The sequence below is a fragment of the Pseudomonas sp. PLMAX genome, assembly GCF_046042685.1.
Classification (GTDB): Bacteria; Pseudomonadota; Gammaproteobacteria; order Pseudomonadales; family Pseudomonadaceae; genus Aquipseudomonas; species Aquipseudomonas putida_AE.
This window is the reverse complement of the sequence record NZ_CP064949.1, coordinates 3,958,134-3,977,822: the sequence shown is the minus strand read 5'-3', so window position 1 is coordinate 3,977,822 and position 19,689 is coordinate 3,958,134. Positions and strand designations below refer to the sequence as shown.

The following is a 19,689-nucleotide window of genomic DNA, read 5'->3' as shown; positions in this document are numbered from 1 at the left end:
GTCATTATCCGCCGATTCCGTTAAATGGGAATTAATACCTCTAGAGCTTCCAGTCGAGGCTCAAGGTCACCGTGCGCGGGTCGCCCCAATACACACCGTTGTAGAAGCCGACGTTGTCGTAGTACTTCTTGTCGAACAGATTGTTGACGTTCAACGAGGCGGACAGGTGCCGGTCGAATTCGTAGCGCGACATCAGGTTGACCACGGTGTAGGCCTCCTGCTGAATGTCCGTGCGCTCGGTGATAAAGCTGCCATCGGCGCGGCGCCCGACCGGGCGACTGGCGCTGCGGTACACGTCGCTCTGCCAGTTCACCGCAGCCCCCACTGTCAGCGCCTGCCACTCGCCGGGCAGGTGCCAGGCCGTGGAAAATCGCAGCATGTTCAACGGCTGAACCGTGTTGATCCGTTGTTTTTCACCGTCGACCGAATGGGTGTAGGTGTACCCGGCGGTCATGTTCCAACCCGCCATGACTTCGCCTGACAGCTCGGCTTCGAAGCCTTGCACCTTGTTGCCTTTGCCGCTGGATGTGTAGAACTCCTCGCCGGTCACCGGATCCGGTGGCACCGAGTCGTCCAGTTCCGCGACGTTGTCCTGCTTGCTCCAGAACAGCGCGGTCGCCAGGTTCAGGCGCTCTTCCAGCAGGCTGCCCTTGAGGCCCAGTTCATAGTTGCTGCCCACCACCGGTTCGAGGTATTTACGACTGCTGTCGCGGTTGGTTTGCGGTTTGAAAATGTCGGTGTAGCTGACATAGGCGGTGTACTGCGGCGTGAGGTCGTACAGCAGTCCGGCGTAGGGCGTCCACATGTCATTTTGTTGCTGGCTGCTGTGATCGACGCCGCTCAGTTGCAGGTTGGCGTCGTAGCTGTTGGTGGTGGTCGAGGTTTTCCAGCTGCCGTAGCGGCTGCCGAGGACGGCGTGCAGTTCATCGGTGAGGTTCAGGCGCGTGGCCAGGTAGCCGGCTTTCTGCCGGGTATAGTCTTTCGAGCCGGTCAGGCTGGTCACGGTGTCGGGGAATTTGCCGATGTTGCCCATGTATTTCCAGTCAGGGACATTTTCATAATCGGCGGCTCTTGGGCCATCCACCGTGTAAGGCGAATCCTCGCGGCGCTCGGCCTCGCCATAACCCACCATCATTTCGTGATCGCGCCCCAACAGCGTGTAGGGGCCGGACAGGTTGAAGTCATAGGCCTTCATTTTTTGCGTGCCGATCATGTGACTGACGTTGGCGATCATGCCGCTGCGGTCCGCCTCGGGGAAGCCGCCGCCGGCATAGTAGATCTTGCCGTCGGTGTCACTTTCGCGGTGGGTGTAGGCGGCCTTGAACTGCCATCCGCCACCGAGCTGGTGATCGAGGTTGGCGAACGCGGTCTTGTCCTTGAGCGGCCAGGAACTCCAGGACGTCGCCATGTTGGTCGAGCGTCCCAGATTGGCTTTGCTGCCGTCGGCATTCCAGTACGGCACCGTGCCCCAGGACGTGCCTTGCACGTGCTTGTTCTGATAGTCGTAACCCACTGCCAGCAGGGTGTCGTCGGTCAGGTCGGCCTCAAGCACCCCGTACCCGACTTCCCGTTGCTGCTGGTATTTGTCCCGGTAGGAATCGCTGTCGCGGTAGGCCACCACCCCACGACCGCGCAGTCGTCCGTCGAAGGCCAGCGGACCGCCGACGTCCAGGTAGCTGTAGTAGTCGTCATAGCTGCCGCCGCTGACACCGCTCTTGGCTTCCCATTGTGCAGTCGGTCGCTTGCGCACCATGTTGATGGTGGCCGAAGGATCGCCCGCGCCGGTGGTCAAGCCCGTTGCACCGCGTACCACTTCGATGCGGTCGTAGATGATGGTGTCGGAATCGGACTTCATGTAGCTGAAGGTATTCAACATGCCATCGACCTGGAAATTATTGATCGAGTAGCCGCGCGAGGAATAGCTGACCCGGTCCGAGTCGTTGTGCTGGACCACGATGCCGGTGGTCTGGCTCATGGCTTCGGACAGGCTGCCGAGTTTGAAATCATCCATTTGCTGGCGCGTGACCACGGAAACCGATTGCGGTGTTTCCTTGATCGACAGGGGTAGCCGGGTGGCCGTGCTCATGGAACCTGTGGTGTACGAGTCGGTATTTTCGGTGGTGCTGCCCAGGCTCTGGGCGGTGACGTTGGTCGCACCGAGCATGAGGGTTGGCGCCGAAGGCGCTTTCTCGGTCTCGGTTTCAGCGAGCAGGTCCGGGCTCAGTGCGGCGCCGCACAGGCCAAGGGTAAAAGTCATGGAACGGGTGATAGGCGCGAACATCGCGGCCGACTCCTTGTCGTGAGGGAAAAATCCGTTGATTCAAGGACGAAGGAGGAGGGAGGGATTTAGGGGTAAACGAGAATAATTATTATTAGTAGATATTTCCTACAACAAAAACAACTGTGGGAGCGGGCTTGCTCGCGAAAGCTGAGTGTCATTCAACATTGATGTCGACTGACACTCCGCTTTCGCGAGCAAGCCCGCTCCCACAGGTTTGAACGGCGTTGAATGGGCTAGTTTTGCACGACTTCAGGCGCTTTTGGCTTGATCAGGCTGAAGTCAATCAACGGCCGCTGCTGACGCTCGTAAGGGTTGCCGATCAGCAAGGGCCGTGGCTTGAAGCTGTCGCTGACCACGCTCTTGCTGCGATCGAGTTCATCGAAGCTCAGGCCTGCCAGGTCTGCCCAGGTATGGATCAGGTGCGAACTGCTGTACGGCCGCCCCAGGTCAGCGGCGAAGTTCCAGTCGTGGCTTTCGCGCCATTTTGGCGAGGCCCACGCCATGAACGGGATGGTGTACATCGGCGCCGTCGGTTTGCTCTCGTTGCGTCCCAGGGTGCCATGGCCGGGGGAGTCGAACACGTCTTCACCGTGGTCGGAGAGGTAGAACAGGAAGCCGTTCGGGTCCGACTTGGCGTAGTCCTTGATCAGGCTCGAGACCACGAAGTCGTTGTACAGCACGGCGTTGTCATAGCTGTTGTACGTTGGCAGTTGATCGTCACGCACGCCGGCCGGAACGCCATTGCGGTCCTTGAACTTGTCGAAAGTCGAAGGGTAGCGGTACTGGTAGCTCATGTGCGTGCCGAGCAGATGCACCACGATCAATTTGCGCGGTGCCGCGTCGGCCAGGGCCTTGTTGAACGGCTCGATCACGTCGCCGTCGTACTGGGCGGCATTCTGGTTGCGGTTGTTGTTTAGGTACACCTGTTCGTCGGCCTGCTCGGAGAAGGTCGTGAGCATGGTGTTGCGCTTGGTCATGGTCTGCTGGTTGGTGATCCAGAACGTCTTGTAGCCGGCCTGTTTCATCATGGCGACCAACGACGGCGTGGACAGGTACAGCTCAGGGTTTTCTTCGTCCGCGAAGGTCAGCACCTGTTGCAACGCCTCGATGGTGTACGGGCGCGGCGTGATGACGTTATCGAAGACCGTCAGTTGATCCTTGAGCTTGTCCAGCTCCGGCGTGGTTTGCCGAGGGTAGCCGTACAGGCTCATGCGCTGACGGTTGGTCGACTCGCCGATCACCAGCACCAGCGTAGCGGGCTGGTTGGCCGTCGCATCCTTGAAGTTGTGCAGCGGCGCCACCTTGCTCGCGCTATGAAGCATCTGCTGCATGTTGGCCAGGGTGTCGAGGTAGCGGTGATAAGCCACTGCCATTTGCCATGGCACCGCCGGCTCGATGCGGGTTTCGAATTTCTCGAAGCCCTCGGCGAAGCTGCCGGTACGCAGGGTTTGTTTGACCAGGGGATAACCGACCACGGCAACCAGAATGGCGGTTGCTGCCACCAGTGCCTTGGTGCGGGGCAGGTACACCGGGCGCAGGCGTGTCCACAGGAAGTAGCCGACCGCGGTGTGCGCGAGGAAGGCCGGGACCATCCACCAGGCAAAATACTGGGTCATGTATTCGCCCGCTTCAGACACGTTCGATTCGAACATGATGAAGATGACGCTTTGCGAGAATTCCTGCTGATAGATGAAGAAGTAACCGAGGCTGGCCATCGAGCCCGCCCACAGCACCACGCCGATGACCGCGGCCATCACTCGTGTCTGACGGGGGAACAACAGCATCGGCGCCAGCCAGATGGCACTCATCACGAACGCCTGGCGAAAGCCGGTGAAACCGGAGGTGCCGGTCAGCTGGATCAACAGTTGGGTGATGCCGGAAAAATACCAGAAGAACAGGAACAGCCAGAGAAGTCCTGCCCAATCGAAACCTTTCGCAGACGAATCGCTGCGTTTAAACCAAGTCATTCAACGCTCCAGCCAGTAATCACAGCACCACCCAGTCCCGCAGACGCCGAAAAGGGGCGGCCGCGCACAGTCCAGGCGGCGCACATTGCGCCGGAGTATCAATAGGCGGATGTGAAAATTTCGTGAGTTGCCGAAGGTAAAGGGGGATATGGCGTGTCGGAAGCAGTGCAATGCTGCTTCCGGATCAGGCCAGGGGGATCAGGCGTGAGGTGCCCGCTGGGGGAGGGGCAAGGGCTGTTGGCCCTGGACCAGCAAGCGCAATTGCGCCAGCTCCTGTTTCAACTGGTCGCGCTCGTCTTTCAACTGACGCAATTCCTCGCGACGGATAGTGACGTAAAGGGTTTGTGCTGGCAGTGCGTTGTGTACTGTGCCCATTGCTCACCTCGCAAATGGCTATCTCAACTGTAGGTCTGCCGCCAGAATCGGTGGCTGATCTACTATCGGCGCCAATTTTGATTTCTTTTGCCCACGAAGGGAACTTTTTTATTTTTCATGGTCGTTGTGTCTTCGGCACGATTCCTGACGTTATCCATCAGGATCGGGCACAATGCCCGGAAACTTCATGCCAACGCTCTGGACTAACCTCATGAGTCGCGTTGGGCTATAACCTTTGACACACTTTTATTTGTAGTAGGGAGCATCAGCACATGCAACTCGGGATTATTGGACTGGGCCGCATGGGCGGCAATATTGCGCGGCGCCTGATGCTCAACGGACATACCACCGTTGTGTACGACCGCAATACCGCCTTCGTCGATAATTTGAGCAGCGATGGCGCCACCGGCGTCGCCGATTTGCCGGCCCTGGTCGCTGGCCTGGCCAAACCACGAGCGGTGTGGGTCATGCTGCCGGCAGGCGCACCGACCGAAGACACCATCAACACCCTGAGCACCTTGCTCGAAGCCGGCGATACCATCATCGACGGCGGCAACACCTTCTATAAGGACGACATCCGCCGGGCGAAAACCCTCGCGGAAAAAGGCCTGCACTACATCGACGTCGGCACCTCCGGCGGCGTCTGGGGCCTGGAACGCGGCTATTGCATGATGATCGGCGGCGATGCCGAGACCGTGACGCGTCTTGATCCGCTGTTCAAGACCCTGGCGCCGGGCATGGGTGACATTCCGCGCACCAAGGACCGCAAGTCCGATGACGATCGTGCCGAGCACGGCTACATCCACGCCGGTCCCGCCGGTGCCGGGCATTTCGTCAAGATGATCCACAACGGTATCGAGTACGGCATGATGCAGGCCTTTGCCGAAGGCTTCGACATCCTGAAAACCAAGTCCAGCGACATCCTGCCGCCAGACCAGCGTTTCGACCTGAACGTTGCCGATATTGCCGAAGTCTGGCGTCGTGGCAGCGTGGTGTCCTCGTGGCTGCTGGACCTGACCGCCGATGCCCTGGCCAGCGATTCGAAGCTCGACGGTTATTCCGGTTCCGTAGCGGACAGCGGCGAAGGTCAGTGGACCATCGAAGCCGCCATGGAACAGGCGGTACCGGTGCCCGTGCTGTCGAACTCGCTGTTCTCCCGCTACCGCTCGCGCGGCCAGGGCACCTTTGGTGACAAGATTCTTTCCGCCCAGCGCTTCGGCTTCGGTGGCCACAAGGAGACTGCGAAAAAATGACCCATGGGATCCGCAGGAAATCCAAGACTGAACCCGCGCCACCCACCACGCTGTTCCTGTTCGGCGCCCACGGTGATCTGGTCAAGCGCCTGCTGATGCCGGCGCTGTACAACCTCAAGCGCGACGGTTTACTCGGGGATGGCCTGCGGATCATCGGCGTTGACCACAACGCCATCAGCGATGAAGGCTTCGCAAAAAAACTCGAAGACTTCATCCGCAGCGAGGTGGCCGCCAAAGTCGGCAAGGGCGATCAGTCCCTTGACCCGTTCGTGTGGGCCAAACTCGCCAAAGGCATCAGCTACGTCCAGGGCGACTTCCTGGACGACAGCACTTATCAAGCGCTGGCGGCGAAAATCGCCGACAGCGGCACAGGCAACGCGGTGTTCTACCTGGCCACCGCGCCACGCTTTTTCAGTGAAGTGGTGCGCCGTCTCGGCGCGTCCGGCTTGCTCGAAGAAAGCCCCGAGGCGTTTCGCAGGGTGGTGATCGAAAAACCCTTCGGTTCCGACCTGCAAACCGCCGAGGCCTTGAACGCCTGCCTGCTCAAGGTCATGACGGAAAAGCAGATCTATCGCATCGATCACTATCTGGGCAAGGAGACCGTGCAGAACATCCTGGTCAGCCGGTTCTCCAACAGCCTGTTCGAAGCGTTCTGGAACAACCATTACATCGACCACGTACAGATCACCGCGGCCGAAACCGTCGGCGTGGAAACCCGTGGCAGTTTCTACGAACACACCGGCGCCCTGCGGGACATGGTGCCCAATCACCTGTTCCAGTTGCTGGCAATGGTGGCCATGGAGCCACCGGCGGCCTTTGGTGCCGATGCGGTGCGCGGCGAGAAGGCCAAGGTGGTCGGCGCGATTCGTCCCTGGTCGGTGGAAGAGGCCCGGGCCAATTCGGTTCGCGGCCAATACACGGCTGGCGAAGTCGATGGCAAACCACTGCCTGGTTATCGCCAGGAAGACAAGGTGGCACCCGACAGCAACACCGAAACCTATGTCGCCCTCAAGGTCATGATCGACAACTGGCGCTGGGTCGGCGTGCCGTTCTACCTGCGCACCGGCAAGCGCATGAGCGTGCGCGACACCGAGATCGTCATCTGCTTCAAGCCGGCACCTTATGCGCAGTTCCGTGATACCGAAGTCGATGAGCTGGCGCCGACCTATCTGCGAATCCAGATCCAGCCCAACGAAGGCATGTGGTTCGACCTGCTGGCCAAGCGGCCTGGCCAGGCGCTGAAGATGGACAACATCGAACTGGGGTTTGCCTACAAGGACTTCTTCGAAATGCAGCCGTCCACCGGCTATGAAACGCTGATCTACGACTGCCTGACCGGCGACCAGACGCTGTTCCAGCGCGCCGACAACATCGAGAACGGCTGGCGTGCCGTACAGCCTTTCCTCGATGCCTGGCAACAGGATGCCAGCGTGCAGGGCTATGCCGCGGGTGAAAACGGCCCCGAGGCCGCCGAAGAACTGCTGACCCGCGACGGACGCGTCTGGCACGGCCTTGGCTGAGTGACCTGTAGGAGCTGCCGCAGGCTGCGATCTTTGACTTTGCTTTTAAAAAACAAGATCAAAAGATCGCAGCCTGCGGCAGCTCCTACAGGGGGTGGTGTTACAGCCAGAAGCTCACGGCGTACCAACCCAGAATCCCCATCACCACCGTATACGGCAACGCCATCCACACCATCCGCCCATACGACAGGCGAATCAGCGGCGCAATCGACGAGGTCAGCAGGAACAGGAACGCCGCCTGGCCATTGGGCGTCGCCACGCTGGGCAGGTTGGTGCCGGTGTTGATCGCGATCGCCAGGGTCTCGAAATGCTCGCGGCTCATGTGCCCGGACAGGAAGGCCTGTTTCACTTCGGTGATGTAGATGGTCGCCACGAATACGTTGTCGCTGATGGCCGAGAGCAGGCCGTTGGCGATGTACAGCATGCCCGGTTGTTGCTCGGCGGGCAGGGCCAGGACCCACTGGATCAATGGCGTGAACAACTGCTGATCATGGATGACCGCCACCACGGCGAAAAACACCACCAACAACGCGGTGAACGGCATGGCGTCCTTGAACGCGGTGCCCAGGCGGTGCTCATCGGTGATGCCGGTGAACGCGGTGATCAGCACGATTACCATCAGCCCGATCAGGCCCACTTCCGCCACGTGCAAGGCCAACCCGGCAATCAGGATCAGCGCGGCCACGGCTTGCACGATCAACGCTGCACGCTGGCGCGAGGAGCGCTCGGCATTGTCCTGGGCGGCGTAACTGGCCAGCACGGTGCGTACGTTGTCCGGCAGCAAGGTGCCGTAACCAAACCAGCGCAGTTTTTCCAGCAGGACGCAGGTGACCAGGCCTGCGACCAGCACCGGCAGGGAAACCGGGGCGACCTTCAGGAAAAATTCGGCGAAGTGCCAGCCCATCTCATGACCGATCAGCAGGTTCTGCGGTTCGCCGACCAGCGTACACACGCCACCCAGCGCCGTACCCACGGCACCGTGCATCAGCAGGCTGCGCAAAAATGCGCGGAACTGCTCGAGGTCGGCGTGATGCAGGGTGGGCAGGTGCCGATCATCGCTAAATTCGCTGTCCTGGCGCGGATCGCTACCCGAGGCGACGCGGTGGTACACCGAGTAAAACCCGACGGCGGCACTGATGATCACCGCGGTCACCGTCAGGGCATCGAGAAACGCCGACAGGAACGCCGACAAAAAGCAGAACATCAGCGCCAGCAGGGCTTTGCTGCGCACACCCAGCAACAGGCGCGAGAACAGGAACAGCAGCAGGTCTTTCATGAAGTAGATGCCCGCCACCATGAACATCAGCAGCAGGATCACCGGAAAGTTGTGCAGCAACTCGTCATAGAGCGCCTGGGGCGTGGTCATCTTCAGCAGCAGCGCTTCGACCAGCAGCAGGCCGCCGGGCATCAGCGGGTAACACTTGAGGGCCATCGCCAGGGTGAAAATGAACTCCAGCACCAGCATCCAGCCCGCGACCACCGGGCCTGCGGTCCATAACACCAGGGCGTTGAGAATCAGGAAACCGACAATGCAGGCCTTGTACCAGCGCGGTGAGTTGCCGAGAAAATTGTGCGCGAACGCCTGGACCATCGAGCCGGACATCGGCTACTCCTTGTATTAAGAAGCGCGCAAGTTGCCGTAAGCCGGAAAGAAGATCAAGCGTAGGAAAAATCCATCGAATCAGACCAGGTAGCGTGCGACGATCGCCCGATAGTTGCCGTCCAGCGAATAGCCGCCGACGAGGACGTTACCGTCGTCCTGTACCGCGACGGAAGTGGCTGTATCGAGACTGCGGCCCAGGCGGGTGCGCAGCCATCCACTGCCGTTGCCGAAATCGCTGTCGAGTTGCCCGCCTGGCAGGTATCGCCCCAATACGAAGTCAGCCTCGACGCCGCCAATGGTGGCGCCGGCGGTCACTACGCTGCCGTCCGGTTGCATTTGCGCGGCGGTCCACTGGCAGCCGTTGTGGCCGATCTCCAGCAAATGCGCCTGGCCGCCGTTGCAGTGATGATCCGGGCGACCATTGAGGTGCAGTTTCAGGGCCAGGCAGCGCATGGGGTCGCGGCTGCTGCCAAAACACTGGATGTCGCCATTGTCCTGCTGGACGATTTGACTGACCTGGGCACCTTGCCCGTTCGCCGTGAAGCTCATGTAGCCGTCCAGGGCGAAACTGCTGTCGAGGCTGCCATCGGGGTTGTAGCGGGCCACCAGGCCTTCCTGCGGAAAATTGATCGAGCCAGCCACCAGGATGCGACCGTCCCGTTGCACCGTCACGTTGCTGAGCCAGGTATTCATCAGCAGGTGCCTGACCATGACAAAACCACGGCCATTGAAGCTGCTGTCCAGCGAGCCATTGGCGTCCAGCCGTATCAGCATGGCAGCATGATCGGCCAGTTCGAAGTGATGATTGGCCACCAGCAGTATTCGACCGTCCTCCTGCACGTCGACACTGCAGGCCTCGGCGCCCGGTACGCCCGGAGGCAGCCAGACATCGCGCATGCCCCGGGACAAATGGCCTGGCAAGCGCACCACGCAGCGGCCATTGTCGCCAAACCGTTGGACCGGTTGACCCTGCGGGTCGAACAGTGCCAGTGCCGGAAGCGTGCGGTGCTCGCTTTCGTATTGCAGGCCAGCGATCAGGATGTTTCCATCGGGCAGCACCTGCACCTTGCCCGCCATGGCCTCGAAACCCGGTTCGAATTGGCCGATGACACTGCCTTGTCTGCCAAAGGCCAGGTCCGCCGAACCGTCCTTCAGCAAACGCGCCAGGCCAAAGCGGCTGCCGCCAGGCATTGTGACCTTTGCCGCCACCAGCAAACGACCCTGTGAGTCAATCGCGATGTCATTGGCCAGGCTTGAAGTACTGCCGAAGAAATACACCTGGGTGGTGCCTTTGGCAGCGAAGGTGGGGTCGAGCTTTCCGGCAGGCTGGACGGTTGCGGGGAAAGCCAGAACGGACTGGATTGACATGCACGCATCTCCTTGCGAGTCGTCCAGATCCAGAAGTTGGGGGTGGCGACTGTTAAGAGATTATTCAATCCCTGAATGATTGATTGCACAACTGTCAGAACTAACAGGCGGAGGGTCGTTGTGTGCCACAACACTGTCTTTTCGAACCAAAGGCAAGCCAGCAAAGAGTCCGGAGCACGCCGAAGTTCAAGTAAGAAAGCGTCTTGAGTGCACTTGGCATGAAAAGACCGCTAACTAACAACAGGGGGAGGGCGCGGATTACCCCGGAGTAATCCGCAATACAATTATTGTGGCATCGACCAGGATTGCAGCGTGTAGCCTTCTTCGCTCAATTCGGCGCGGGCCTGTTCCAGCAAGCTTTCAAGCTGCGCCGGATCGCTGTAGGCGCTGCTCGGGATCTGTTTGCGCCCTATTTTGTTACTGGTGCGGTCGATAACGGTCAGGGTCAGTTCGCCATTCCCGTCCTGTGGGGCCCAGGCCACGCATTTGAACGGTTTAAATGCGCGATCGGCTATCAGCAGAGCTTCGTTGACACGGAGCGGGGCGTTCATAGGTCGTCTCTCTGTAGGCCCAATCAAGTCAATTGCCGTCGGTTGGGCTTATACCGTTCGGCTGGTTACTTGTACTGATGCGCGCAACCCGGGTCCAGGTCACACACAATCAGAAGAAATTTCAACTTTCTTGTATATCCCTGTAAATCGGGCGCGTGTTGAAAGCTTGATGAAAGGAAACATTCGTCAGGTCGCTGGAAAACCCTGTTTCTTATAACGCTTTGCGCAGCAGGCCTATAGTCAATCGGTACAAGCGCCCGTCAAATTCTTGCTAACGTTACAGCCAGGTCCGCCAAATGACTGTTTTTAATAAAAAATCCTAAAATTTGGCGTCAAGGAAATCACATGAGCGAAGCGCCTGCGTTACGACGTCTATTAGTGGTAGATCCCTGCGACGACTGCCATCGCCTGTTACCTGGATTACGCTCCGTGGGTTGGGATGTTGACAGCTGCTCGCTGGACAACGCCGCCGATCGTAGCTGTGACGTGGGCTTGTTACGACTGCAGCCCTTTCACCTCGAGCACCCGGATACGGTCAAGGAGGTGATCAGCCGCAGCGGTACCGAGTGGATCGCCGTGCTCAACCAGGACGTTCTGCGACTTCAGAATGTCGGGGACTTCGTCTGCGAGTGGTTTTTCGATTTTCATACCTTGCCGTTCGATGTCTCCAGGGTCCAGGTGACGCTGGGTCGGGCCTTTGGCATGGCGCGCCTGCGCGGGCAGGGCACGGTGCACATCGATCAGCCCGAACACGAACTGCTGGGGGACAGCAAACCCATCCGCGAACTGCGCAAGCTGTTGAGCAAGCTGGCGCCCACCGAGTCGCCGGTGTTGATTCGCGGTGAAAGCGGCACAGGCAAGGAGCTGGTGGCCCGTACGCTGCATCGGCAATCCCTGCGCCACAGCAAACCCTTTGTCGCGATCAACTGCGGGGCGATTCCCGAGCACCTGATCCAGTCCGAACTGTTTGGCCATGAGAAGGGGGCCTTTACCGGCGCCCATCAACGCAAGGTCGGGCGGATCGAAGCGGCTCACGGCGGCACGCTGTTTCTCGACGAGATCGGCGATCTGCCCCTTGAGTTGCAGGCGAGCCTGTTGCGCTTCCTCCAGGAAAAACACATCGAACGGGTTGGCGGTAGCCAGCCGATCCCCGTGGATGTACGGGTGTTGGCGGCAACCCATGTCGATCTGGAGGCGGCGATCGAGAAGAAAGGCTTTCGCGAAGACCTGTATTACCGCCTGAACGTCTTGCAAGTCGTGACTGCGCCCCTGCGTGAGCGCAATGGCGACCTGTCGATGCTGGCCAACCACTTTTCCCATTTCTACAGCCATGAAACCGGCCGCCGCCCGCGCAGCTTCAGTGAAGACGCCTTGATTGCCATGGGCAAACACGACTGGCCGGGCAATGTTCGCGAGCTGGCCAACCGGGTACGTCGCGGCCTGGTGCTGGCCGAAGGCAGGCAGATCGAAGCGCGAGACCTCGGGCTGATCAGCCACCACGCCATTGCCGCGCCAATGGGCACGCTGGAAGACTACAAGCACCGGGCAGAGCGCCAGGCCCTGTGTGATGTACTCAACCGTCATAGCGATAACCTGAGTATTGCCGCCAAGGTGCTGGGCATCTCCAGGCCGACCTTTTACCGCCTGCTGCATAAACATCAAATACGTTAAAAGATCGCAGCCTGCGGCAGCTCCTACATGGGAATACGTTCACCTTGTAGGAGCTTCCGCTGCGATCTTTGCTTTGCTACAACAAAGCCCCGTTGCGATCGAAGTCGCAACGGGGCTCTGTTTTGGTTCAGAAGTAGTACGGGAATTTCAGGCTGAAGGAGAAGTCCGGCGAGTCGTCGGTCAGGCCAATGGCCAGGTTGGGCACGATCGTCAGGTTGTCGGAAGCTGCCAGGGTCATGCCGATGTTGAAGTTGGCCGAGTTGTAGTCGCTGTTGGAGATCGATTGCCAGTCGCCGCCGTCCGGCTTGATCTTGCTCTTGCGGGCAAACTGGTCGGTGAAGGAGAACGACATACTCATCTTCTCGTTCAGGGCAAACGCAATACCGGCGCCAACTTGCCAGGAATCGCCCAGTTTCACGTCCCCGGGCACCTTGGTGTTGACCGTAGGGCTGATGTCGCTGAAAGAGTCCTCCATGTTGTAGGTGTAGGCCAGGCTGCCGAACAGCACGGCCGGGTCGAAGGTCTTGACCAGCGAGATACCCGGGGTGATCGCCCAGACACCGTTACCGGTCGGCAGGTCCTCGGGGACCGCGAGGTTATCGTTGCCAGGCACCTCGACCAGCTTGATGCCGTAAGGGTCATCCCCGGTCGGCGCCTTGACGCGCAGGGTAACCACCGCGTCGGGCAGGTTGGCCGACTCATCGAGGAACTTGTAGGCAACGCCAACGTTGATATCGCCGATGTTCGGGTCGCGGGTAACGGTTTCGTCTGAAACCCCGTTGGCTGCGCCACCGGCGCCACCGGATGAATACGTGGATTCGCGGTAGATCACGGGGACGTTAATGTCGAACTGCCAGCGTTGCGCCACGTTATAACGGGCGGTCAGGTCCAGGGTCCAGTTATCCGACTTGATACGGTCGAGGTTGATGTTGCCAAGGAAAATCGAGTCCAGGGCCAGGAAGCCATTGAGCGTCAGCGCCCGGGTATCGTAGTGGGTGTAGGTCAGGCCGGTTTCCACGCTGAACTTGCCGCCGCCGAAGAACCCGCTGGCCTCGTCGTACAGGTTGGAAACGCTTTGTGCCGGTTCCGAGTCATCCTTGAGCGACTGCCCATAGGAACTGCCGGTTGTTCCGGGCGCGCCGGCAGCCACCGTCTGGCCACTGTTGGGCTTTTCGGCGGGGGATTTGGTCAGGCGTTTGGGAGCAGGTGTGGCCGGTGCTTCTTCGACTTGGCGAACGCGCTGCTCGAGGACCATCAGCGCGTTCTGTTGTGCTTCGTACCGCTGTTTCAGCTCCATGAGTTCTTGTTTTAGTGCTTCGACCTGGGGATCCGGTGCTGCGTATAGCAATGAAGCCGGGGCCAGGCTACTCAAACAGACAATAGCTCTGAACGTTAACATTCGGTGCATGGGTTAGCCGTCCCTTCTGACTACATTTGATGAGACTGAGCGTAGATCAGAATCCTTGAGTGCGAAGACCTTTAAGCTGGTCGAGATTCCCGTTCAGAGAGCCGGCTGTTGCCACGTTGTCACGCAGCACGACATTGAGGGACGTGAGGTTCCTCACCTGGTTGCTGCTGCCGAGCAAAGTGGTGTTCTGCATCAAGCCACCCTGGGCCAGGCGTTGTACGGTACTGCCCTGGTTGTTGTTGGCCACGATGTTCATTTGCACACCCGTACCGCTCGAGGAAACGCTGAGCGAGCCCGCCCCATTGGAACCTACCAGCGTCGAGCCCGCGGCCAGGGCCTGGCCTTGCGGTTGCATGGCTGGCGCCTGGTTGGCCTTGGAGACGTTGATATCAACGTTGTTATAGGCGCTGTTGTTGTCGCCGGCAGCCCGCACGACCTGGGTGACGCCCTCGGTGCTGTTGAGGCCGGCGCCGCCCGTGACGGTGCCGGTGCCGGCGCTTTGGGTATGCGCCGAGCCATAGCCTTTTTCGTCGATCATCGTCACGTAGAACTGTGGCTTGATGGTCGATTGCTGAATTTGCATCGAGGACGTCGCGCCGATCACCTCACCGTTGGCATTTTGCCAGGTGCTGCTCATGGCGATGCCGAAACTGATGATCCGCCCCGGCATGACATAACGACCGCGCAGGCTTGCCAGTTCCTGGTCATTCAGTTCAATGGGTTTCAACAGTTCCGCATGGGTCGGCAGGCTGGCGGCCAGGCAAACCACGGCCAGCCAGATTGGAGTCTTCATTGGATACTCCCGGAGCATCGTGCTCCATTGTTATTAGAAGAAGTCGCTTTGGATAAATCCGAAATCCATTAACTCAGCGTCCTGCACCGGGCTGAAGGCGTTGACGCGGTTCTTGGCGGTCAGAGGCAGCGGCGGGTCGAGCAACGCATTGGTTTTGTCGTAGCCCTGGCCGATGACGGCAAAGATGATGCCGTTCCAGCCTTTGGCGAACTCGTCGACTTTGTAGCGTTTATGACCGAGTACCGGATCGCCGATGTAGACCCAGCCTTTATGGACTCTTTGCATGACCACAAAATGTTTGTAGCCACGGACATCCATCAGTACCACCACCGGAATCTTGATCTCGCTCAAGGTTTCCGTTGCTACCCGATAGCCACGGGCGCGCATGCCGAGACTTTCCACGTAGCGCTTCATGTCGAGCATGGAGAAGCCCTGGACGCGGACAAGGTCCTGATCGGAGTGTGACAGCATGCCTTCGATGATCTGTTCTTCGTCCACGTCAAGCCAATAGGCCTGGCGCAAGATGGTCGCCAGCGCCGCGGCGCCGCAACTGAAGTCGGTTTTCTGTTGCACCAGGTCGGAAAATTTGCGTTCGCGTATGCTCTGGATCGGTTTGTACACCAACCCGCCACCCGGTAGTACGGACAGCGGCAGTTGTGCAGCCTCGACCACACTGGCCACGCAAAGCAAAATTGCCAAGGCGATAATACGCATGGTGGGGACGCCTTCTGGTTGGGTTGAAAAAGGCCCCCGGAAGGGGGCCTCCAAGACAGCATTAGAACGATTGGTTGGAGATGGCCAGCGAGTTGCTTTGTTGGTTGCCCACACCAGCAGCCACGTTGACACCCAGGTTGCCGCTGCCACCGTTCACCGAACCGCTCAGGGTTGCAGTGTTGGTCACAGGGTTGGCCCAGCCAGTTGGAGTCAGCACTTGATAAGAGTAGGTGTTGCTCAAATCATAAGAGCTGCTTTCACTGTAGCTTTTCGCTTTGTCGTACGCAGATTCGGCCGACTTGCTGCCCGATTTATCGTACGAGGACGCGGTCGATTTCTCGAACGAAGCATCGAACGCTTTCTCGAACGACGATTCGCGAGACTTGTCGTACGAAGACTCGGCCGAACGGTCGTACGAGGAGTCGCGCGAATGGTCGTACGAGGAGTCGCGGGTACGGTCGAACGAGGAATCGCGTGAACGGTCGAACGAGGAGTCGCGCGAACGGTCGTACGATCTGTCTACCGCTACGTCAAGGGTTGCATCAAGCGAAGCGTTGACCGATGCATCGGAACTGCTGCTGCGGGTGCGATCGCCAAAACCGAAGTTGACGGTAGTGGAGTTGGAAGACGCAGCTTCAGCGTCCAGCGTAGCGCCCAGGGAAGCAGTCAGAGAAGCGCTCGAAGAACCGCTGGCAGTGCTGCTGTTGGAACCGCTGGCAGTGCTGCTGTTGGTACCGCTGGCAGAGCTGCTGTTGGAACCGCTGGCAGTGCTGCTGTTGGAACCGCTGGCAGCGCTGCTGTTGGAACCGCTCGCAGCGCTGGCGGTAGAACCGCTCAGATCAATGCTAAGCGAACCGCTGGCATCAGAGCTTTTGGATCCGGCCGCGGCCCAGCTCGAAGAACTGCTTTGACTGCCGCTGGCTTCGAACGACTTGTCAAACGAGGCACTACCAGACCGCGTATTGGTAACGGTGATCGTATCAACACGGTAGGTCCGATCGGCAGTGTTGTTCACTGTCAGGCCAGGACCGCTTTGGTTGGCGGAGGCGGTGGCTCTTGCGCTACCCAGTGGAGCATTGGTATTGGCAATTGCCATGGTGTTTTTCTGTTGGTTCAGATCGCCACCGGCAATGTTGACACCCACGTTACCGCTGCTGCCGTCGGCGGATCCACTCATCACGGCAGAGTTGGTCACGCCAAAGTTGCTGACGCGGTTATTGTTGCTGATTTGCGTGACGTTCGCGGTGGCAGTGGCCGTGCCGAACACGAAGCTGTTATCGATCGCGGCGTTGTCGGAGGCTGCGTTGGCGATGGCGGCGGCGTTGTCTTGCTGGTTGCCGGAACCTGCCGCCACGTTGACGCCGACGTTACCGCTCGCGCCTGCGGCCGAACTGCTCATCTCGGCCGAGTTTTCTACCCCTTCATTCCAGATGCGGTTGCCGGTGCTGCTCTGTCTGTCCGTCGCATTGGCAGTCGCGCTGATGGGGACCATCCTTGCAGGAGGGGTTTGTTGTTGGCCACCATGGTTATGGTGGTTGCCACGCCTATCGTTTTGCCCAGCTTGTACAGCAACAGCCATGACCGCAGCAATTGCGAAAACCAGAGGCTTTAATGCCATCGAAGGTTTCATGGTGATTCTCCGTACTTATTTTAGGTTAAGTGTTGTTGTTACCTATTTGGGTCAATCCACGACCCGTACGCTCAGGGTGTTGGCCATTCGGTTTCCCACCCCGGCGCTCTGATTCAACTGAATCACCCCACGGCTACCGGTGAATGCCTGGTCACTGGTAGTGACCTGGCGATAGCCGGGTGCAGAGTCAGTCGGATCGGAGTTGTAGAGCAGCGTCACGTTCTGTTGCATGAGGACGCTGTCGTCGATACTTTGCGGCTGCTCACTGGTGCTTATGCGCAGCGCATTGGCTTGCTGGTTGCTGGCGCCCGCGCTCTGGTTGACGCCCAATGCGCCATTGCCATGGCTGAAGGAGTCGCCTTGAATACTGGCGTGGGCATCGATCCTGGGATCGACAATGGTGCGCAACCGTTGGCGAATATCCGTGGTCGCGCTGGCGTCACGGCCAATGGCGAAGGCCCTGGCGTTCGCCTGTTGCTGCAAGTCGCCGGCTGCCTGGTTGACCCCGACGTTGCCCTGGTACTGCGCGCCCGAATTGTCGATGGTGGCGTTATCAATGACGGGGGATTGGGCGAAGGTCGATGCACTGCAAAACATGGCGATCATCAGCAGCGAACGATTCATCTTAACGGTCTCCCGTTATGATTCTGAGGGCACCCAGGCCCTGCTGGACGTTGGAGTTGACCATGTTGGCAATGCCGCTGCCGGAGTTGCCCGACCGCCCGGCGGGAAGGTTTGAAAGCTGGTTCTGGGTGCTGATGTTGCCGCCCAGGTTGTTGGTGTTTTGCGTGACCAGGCGGGAGATGCCTGCACCACTGGCGACGCCGGCAAAGTCCCCGTCGCTCAACTCGTTGGTTTGGGCGAGGACCTGTTTGGACGGGTTGGCGTTGACAGTCGTGGGGTTGGGATCGGGAACGAGCGGCGGGATCGTTGCGTTGCGTACCTGGACATCGCGTTTGATGATGATGATGCCGTTGTCCGCCTGGACAGGCAGGCAAGCCATTGAACTCAGAGCGCATCCGACCAGCAGGAGACTATGGATGTTGTTATGAAATTTCCCCACGGCGGCAATTCCTTCTGTAAGTGGAACGCTGGCCCTTATCAGCGTTGCGAAGGAAGAGAGCAGAAGCTGTGCCGGTTTTTGCTTTTCTATTGAAAACAGTGGCTTGGCTTTAACTGTTGAGGTGGTGAAAAACACTTTGTAACGCCCCTGAGACAGAAGCACGCAAAAGTGCCGTCCTTGCTGGCGGCATTGCTCGCTGAGGGCGTTTAAGGCAGGTTGTATCAGTGGCTTAACATTTTCTGGTGAAAATGCTCGAATCGCTCTAGCTCGCGGGTTTTCGCTGGGGAGGGTGTTTCAGGAATGGACATTTCCGGCAGGGCGTGGCCGTCTTGTCAGGCCTTGAGCAAGCGCGTTACAGCCTCGAATGCCGCGTCCTTGCGCTGTTGCCAGTCACCTTGGACTATCTGGTAAGGCTGGCGATGCAGGTCAAGCCACTGGCGGCTGGCCTGGAAAAACGCCTGGCGTTCTGCCAGCTGCGGTTGGCAACGCTGCCCATCGTCGTGCCAGGCCACGGTTTCCGGGCTCAGCAGCAGATGCAGGTCGTAGTGCCGTACCTGCAATGCCTGCTCAATCCACACCGGGCAAGCGCCAAACAAGGTGCGGCTCCAAAGGATGTTGCTCAACAGATGCGTATCGAGAATCAACAGGGACGGCTGTTGGGCCCGTGCCTGATCTTCCCAAGACAGCTGGCCAAGTGCTATTGGTGTGATGTCTTCGTAGCAGGTTACCCGGGCTTCTTTTTCGATGAAATGCCGAACGTACTCGCCGACCAGTATGCCGCCGAAATTGGCGTGAATCTCGTTTGATAGCCAACTTTTGCCGCTCGATTCAGGTCCTGCCAAAACCAACACCTTCATGGGCACAACACCGGATCGCTGCGCCATGTGCGCCAGCCTTGTATGGCCAGCAGGGTGAACAGGCCATACAGGGCAGCCGTCAGGTACATCCCCTTATAAAGGAACAGGCCGACGAACACACAGTCCAGGAGGATCCACAGCGGCCAGCACTGCAGGCGTTTTTGCGCCATCCACCATTGAGCCACCAGGCTGAAGGCCGTGAGGGCAGCATCGAGCCAGGGTTGCGCGGCATCGGTCCAGTGCGCCATGGCGGCGCCCAGCAACAGACTGCCGAGCGCGCCCAGGGCCAGCCCCGACGCCACCGCTGATGCGTCCAGTCGGCTGACTTCGCGCCCGTGATGGGCCTGGCCCGCGCGGGTCCACTGCCACCAACCGTAAACTTGCAGCCCGGCATAGATCACTTGCAGCAGCATGTCGGAATACAGCTTGACCTCGTAAAAGATCCAGCTGTAGATCAGCACCATGACCAGGCCGATCGGCCAGCACCAGGGATTCTGTTTGACCGTCAACCAGACGGCAATGACGCCGAGGGTGGCGGCAAACAGTTCAAGCCCGGACATGCAGGTTCCTTGGAGAAATCGAAGAGGGGCGCGATTGTAACCGGATTATGGCCGAGAGGCTTGTAGCAGCGGGTG

The 19,689-nt window shown here is 59.3% G+C and carries 17 protein-coding genes; 3 read left to right on the top strand and 14 right to left on the bottom strand.

The window, feature by feature from the left end; translation table 11 throughout:
* Positions 1 to 40: 40 nt before the first annotated feature.
* The 3 genes from DKB71_RS18135 to DKB71_RS18125 all read right to left on the bottom strand — a co-directional run bounded on the left by DKB71_RS18135 (position 41) and on the right by DKB71_RS18125 (position 4,623).
* Positions 41 to 2,281: a TonB-dependent siderophore receptor gene (locus DKB71_RS18135; RefSeq protein ID WP_408596351.1), complete on the bottom strand. Its 2,241-nt coding sequence runs from the start codon at positions 2,279 to 2,281 to the stop codon at positions 41 to 43.
* A gap of 233 nt (positions 2,282 to 2,514) precedes the next feature.
* Complete coding sequence (locus DKB71_RS18130; RefSeq protein WP_408596349.1) at positions 2,515 to 4,248, bottom strand: phosphoethanolamine transferase CptA; 1,734 nt, start codon at positions 4,246 to 4,248, stop codon at positions 2,515 to 2,517.
* A 198-nt stretch (positions 4,249 to 4,446) separates the two neighbouring features.
* Positions 4,447 to 4,623, bottom strand: coding sequence for a DUF6026 family protein (locus DKB71_RS18125; protein WP_274075861.1), 177 nt, complete (start codon positions 4,621 to 4,623; stop codon positions 4,447 to 4,449).
* A gap of 272 nt (positions 4,624 to 4,895) precedes the next feature.
* Between DKB71_RS18125 and gnd the strand changes: the two genes are divergently transcribed.
* Positions 4,896 to 5,876, top strand: a complete 981-nt coding sequence (gene gnd / locus DKB71_RS18120) for a phosphogluconate dehydrogenase (NAD(+)-dependent, decarboxylating) (protein ID WP_323607871.1) — start codon at positions 4,896 to 4,898, stop codon at positions 5,874 to 5,876.
* Positions 5,873 to 7,396 carry a glucose-6-phosphate dehydrogenase gene (zwf, locus tag DKB71_RS18115; RefSeq protein ID WP_408596346.1) on the top strand — a complete coding sequence of 508 codons (1,524 nt, stop codon included), beginning with the start codon at positions 5,873 to 5,875 and terminating at the stop codon, positions 7,394 to 7,396. Before gnd ends, zwf begins: the two co-directional genes overlap by 4 nt.
* A 100-nt stretch (positions 7,397 to 7,496) precedes the next feature.
* Here the strand turns inward: zwf and nhaB are convergent, their stop codons facing one another.
* The 3 genes from nhaB to DKB71_RS18100 all read right to left on the bottom strand — a co-directional run bounded on the left by nhaB (position 7,497) and on the right by DKB71_RS18100 (position 10,918).
* Positions 7,497 to 8,999 carry a sodium/proton antiporter NhaB gene (gene nhaB, locus DKB71_RS18110; protein ID WP_408596344.1) on the bottom strand — a complete coding sequence of 501 codons (1,503 nt, stop codon included), beginning with the start codon at positions 8,997 to 8,999 and terminating at the stop codon, positions 7,497 to 7,499.
* A 78-nt stretch (positions 9,000 to 9,077) separates the two neighbouring features.
* Positions 9,078 to 10,367, bottom strand: a complete 1,290-nt coding sequence (locus DKB71_RS18105) for a hypothetical protein (RefSeq protein WP_408596343.1) — start codon at positions 10,365 to 10,367, stop codon at positions 9,078 to 9,080.
* Positions 10,368 to 10,651: 284 nt separating this feature from the next.
* On the bottom strand, positions 10,652 to 10,918 hold the full coding sequence (locus tag DKB71_RS18100) for a hypothetical protein (protein ID WP_274075856.1): 267 nt from the start codon (positions 10,916 to 10,918) through the stop codon (positions 10,652 to 10,654).
* Positions 10,919 to 11,263: 345 nt separating this feature from the next.
* On the opposite strand from DKB71_RS18100, the gene DKB71_RS18095 reads away from it, so the two are divergent.
* Complete coding sequence (locus DKB71_RS18095) at positions 11,264 to 12,589, top strand: sigma-54 dependent transcriptional regulator (protein WP_274075855.1); 1,326 nt, start codon at positions 11,264 to 11,266, stop codon at positions 12,587 to 12,589.
* Positions 12,590 to 12,716: 127 nt separating this feature from the next.
* On the opposite strand, the gene DKB71_RS18090 is transcribed toward DKB71_RS18095, so the two are convergent.
* The 8 genes from DKB71_RS18090 to pnuC form a co-directional block, all read right to left on the bottom strand.
* Positions 12,717 to 13,997, bottom strand: a complete 1,281-nt coding sequence (locus DKB71_RS18090) for a hypothetical protein (protein ID WP_408596340.1) — start codon at positions 13,995 to 13,997, stop codon at positions 12,717 to 12,719.
* 46 nt (positions 13,998 to 14,043) lie between these two features.
* Positions 14,044 to 14,790, bottom strand: a complete 747-nt coding sequence (locus DKB71_RS18085; protein WP_274075853.1) for a hypothetical protein — start codon at positions 14,788 to 14,790, stop codon at positions 14,044 to 14,046.
* Between the two features lie 33 nt (positions 14,791 to 14,823).
* A complete protein-coding gene (locus DKB71_RS18080; RefSeq protein ID WP_408596338.1) occupies positions 14,824 to 15,504 on the bottom strand; it encodes a C39 family peptidase in 681 nt (226 codons plus the stop codon).
* 61 nt (positions 15,505 to 15,565) lie between these two features.
* Positions 15,566 to 17,134, bottom strand: coding sequence for a heme utilization protein (locus DKB71_RS18075; RefSeq protein ID WP_408596336.1), 1,569 nt, complete (start codon positions 17,132 to 17,134; stop codon positions 15,566 to 15,568).
* A gap of 51 nt (positions 17,135 to 17,185) precedes the next feature.
* Complete coding sequence (locus tag DKB71_RS18070) at positions 17,186 to 17,758, bottom strand: adhesin (protein ID WP_408596334.1); 573 nt, start codon at positions 17,756 to 17,758, stop codon at positions 17,186 to 17,188.
* A 1-nt stretch (position 17,759) separates the two neighbouring features.
* Positions 17,760 to 18,197 carry a hypothetical protein gene (locus tag DKB71_RS18065; protein WP_323628379.1) on the bottom strand — a complete coding sequence of 146 codons (438 nt, stop codon included), beginning with the start codon at positions 18,195 to 18,197 and terminating at the stop codon, positions 17,760 to 17,762.
* 332 nt (positions 18,198 to 18,529) lie between these two features.
* The gene (locus tag DKB71_RS18060; RefSeq protein ID WP_323628346.1) at positions 18,530 to 19,054 is read right to left on the bottom strand and encodes an AAA family ATPase; all 525 of its coding nucleotides are present in this window, start codon (positions 19,052 to 19,054) and stop codon (positions 18,530 to 18,532) included.
* Entirely contained in the window at positions 19,051 to 19,614 is a 564-nt protein-coding gene (gene pnuC / locus DKB71_RS18055) for a nicotinamide riboside transporter PnuC (protein WP_408596331.1), read from the bottom strand. The genes DKB71_RS18060 and pnuC overlap by 4 nt, the downstream gene beginning before the upstream one ends.
* Positions 19,615 to 19,689 lie beyond the last annotated feature (75 nt).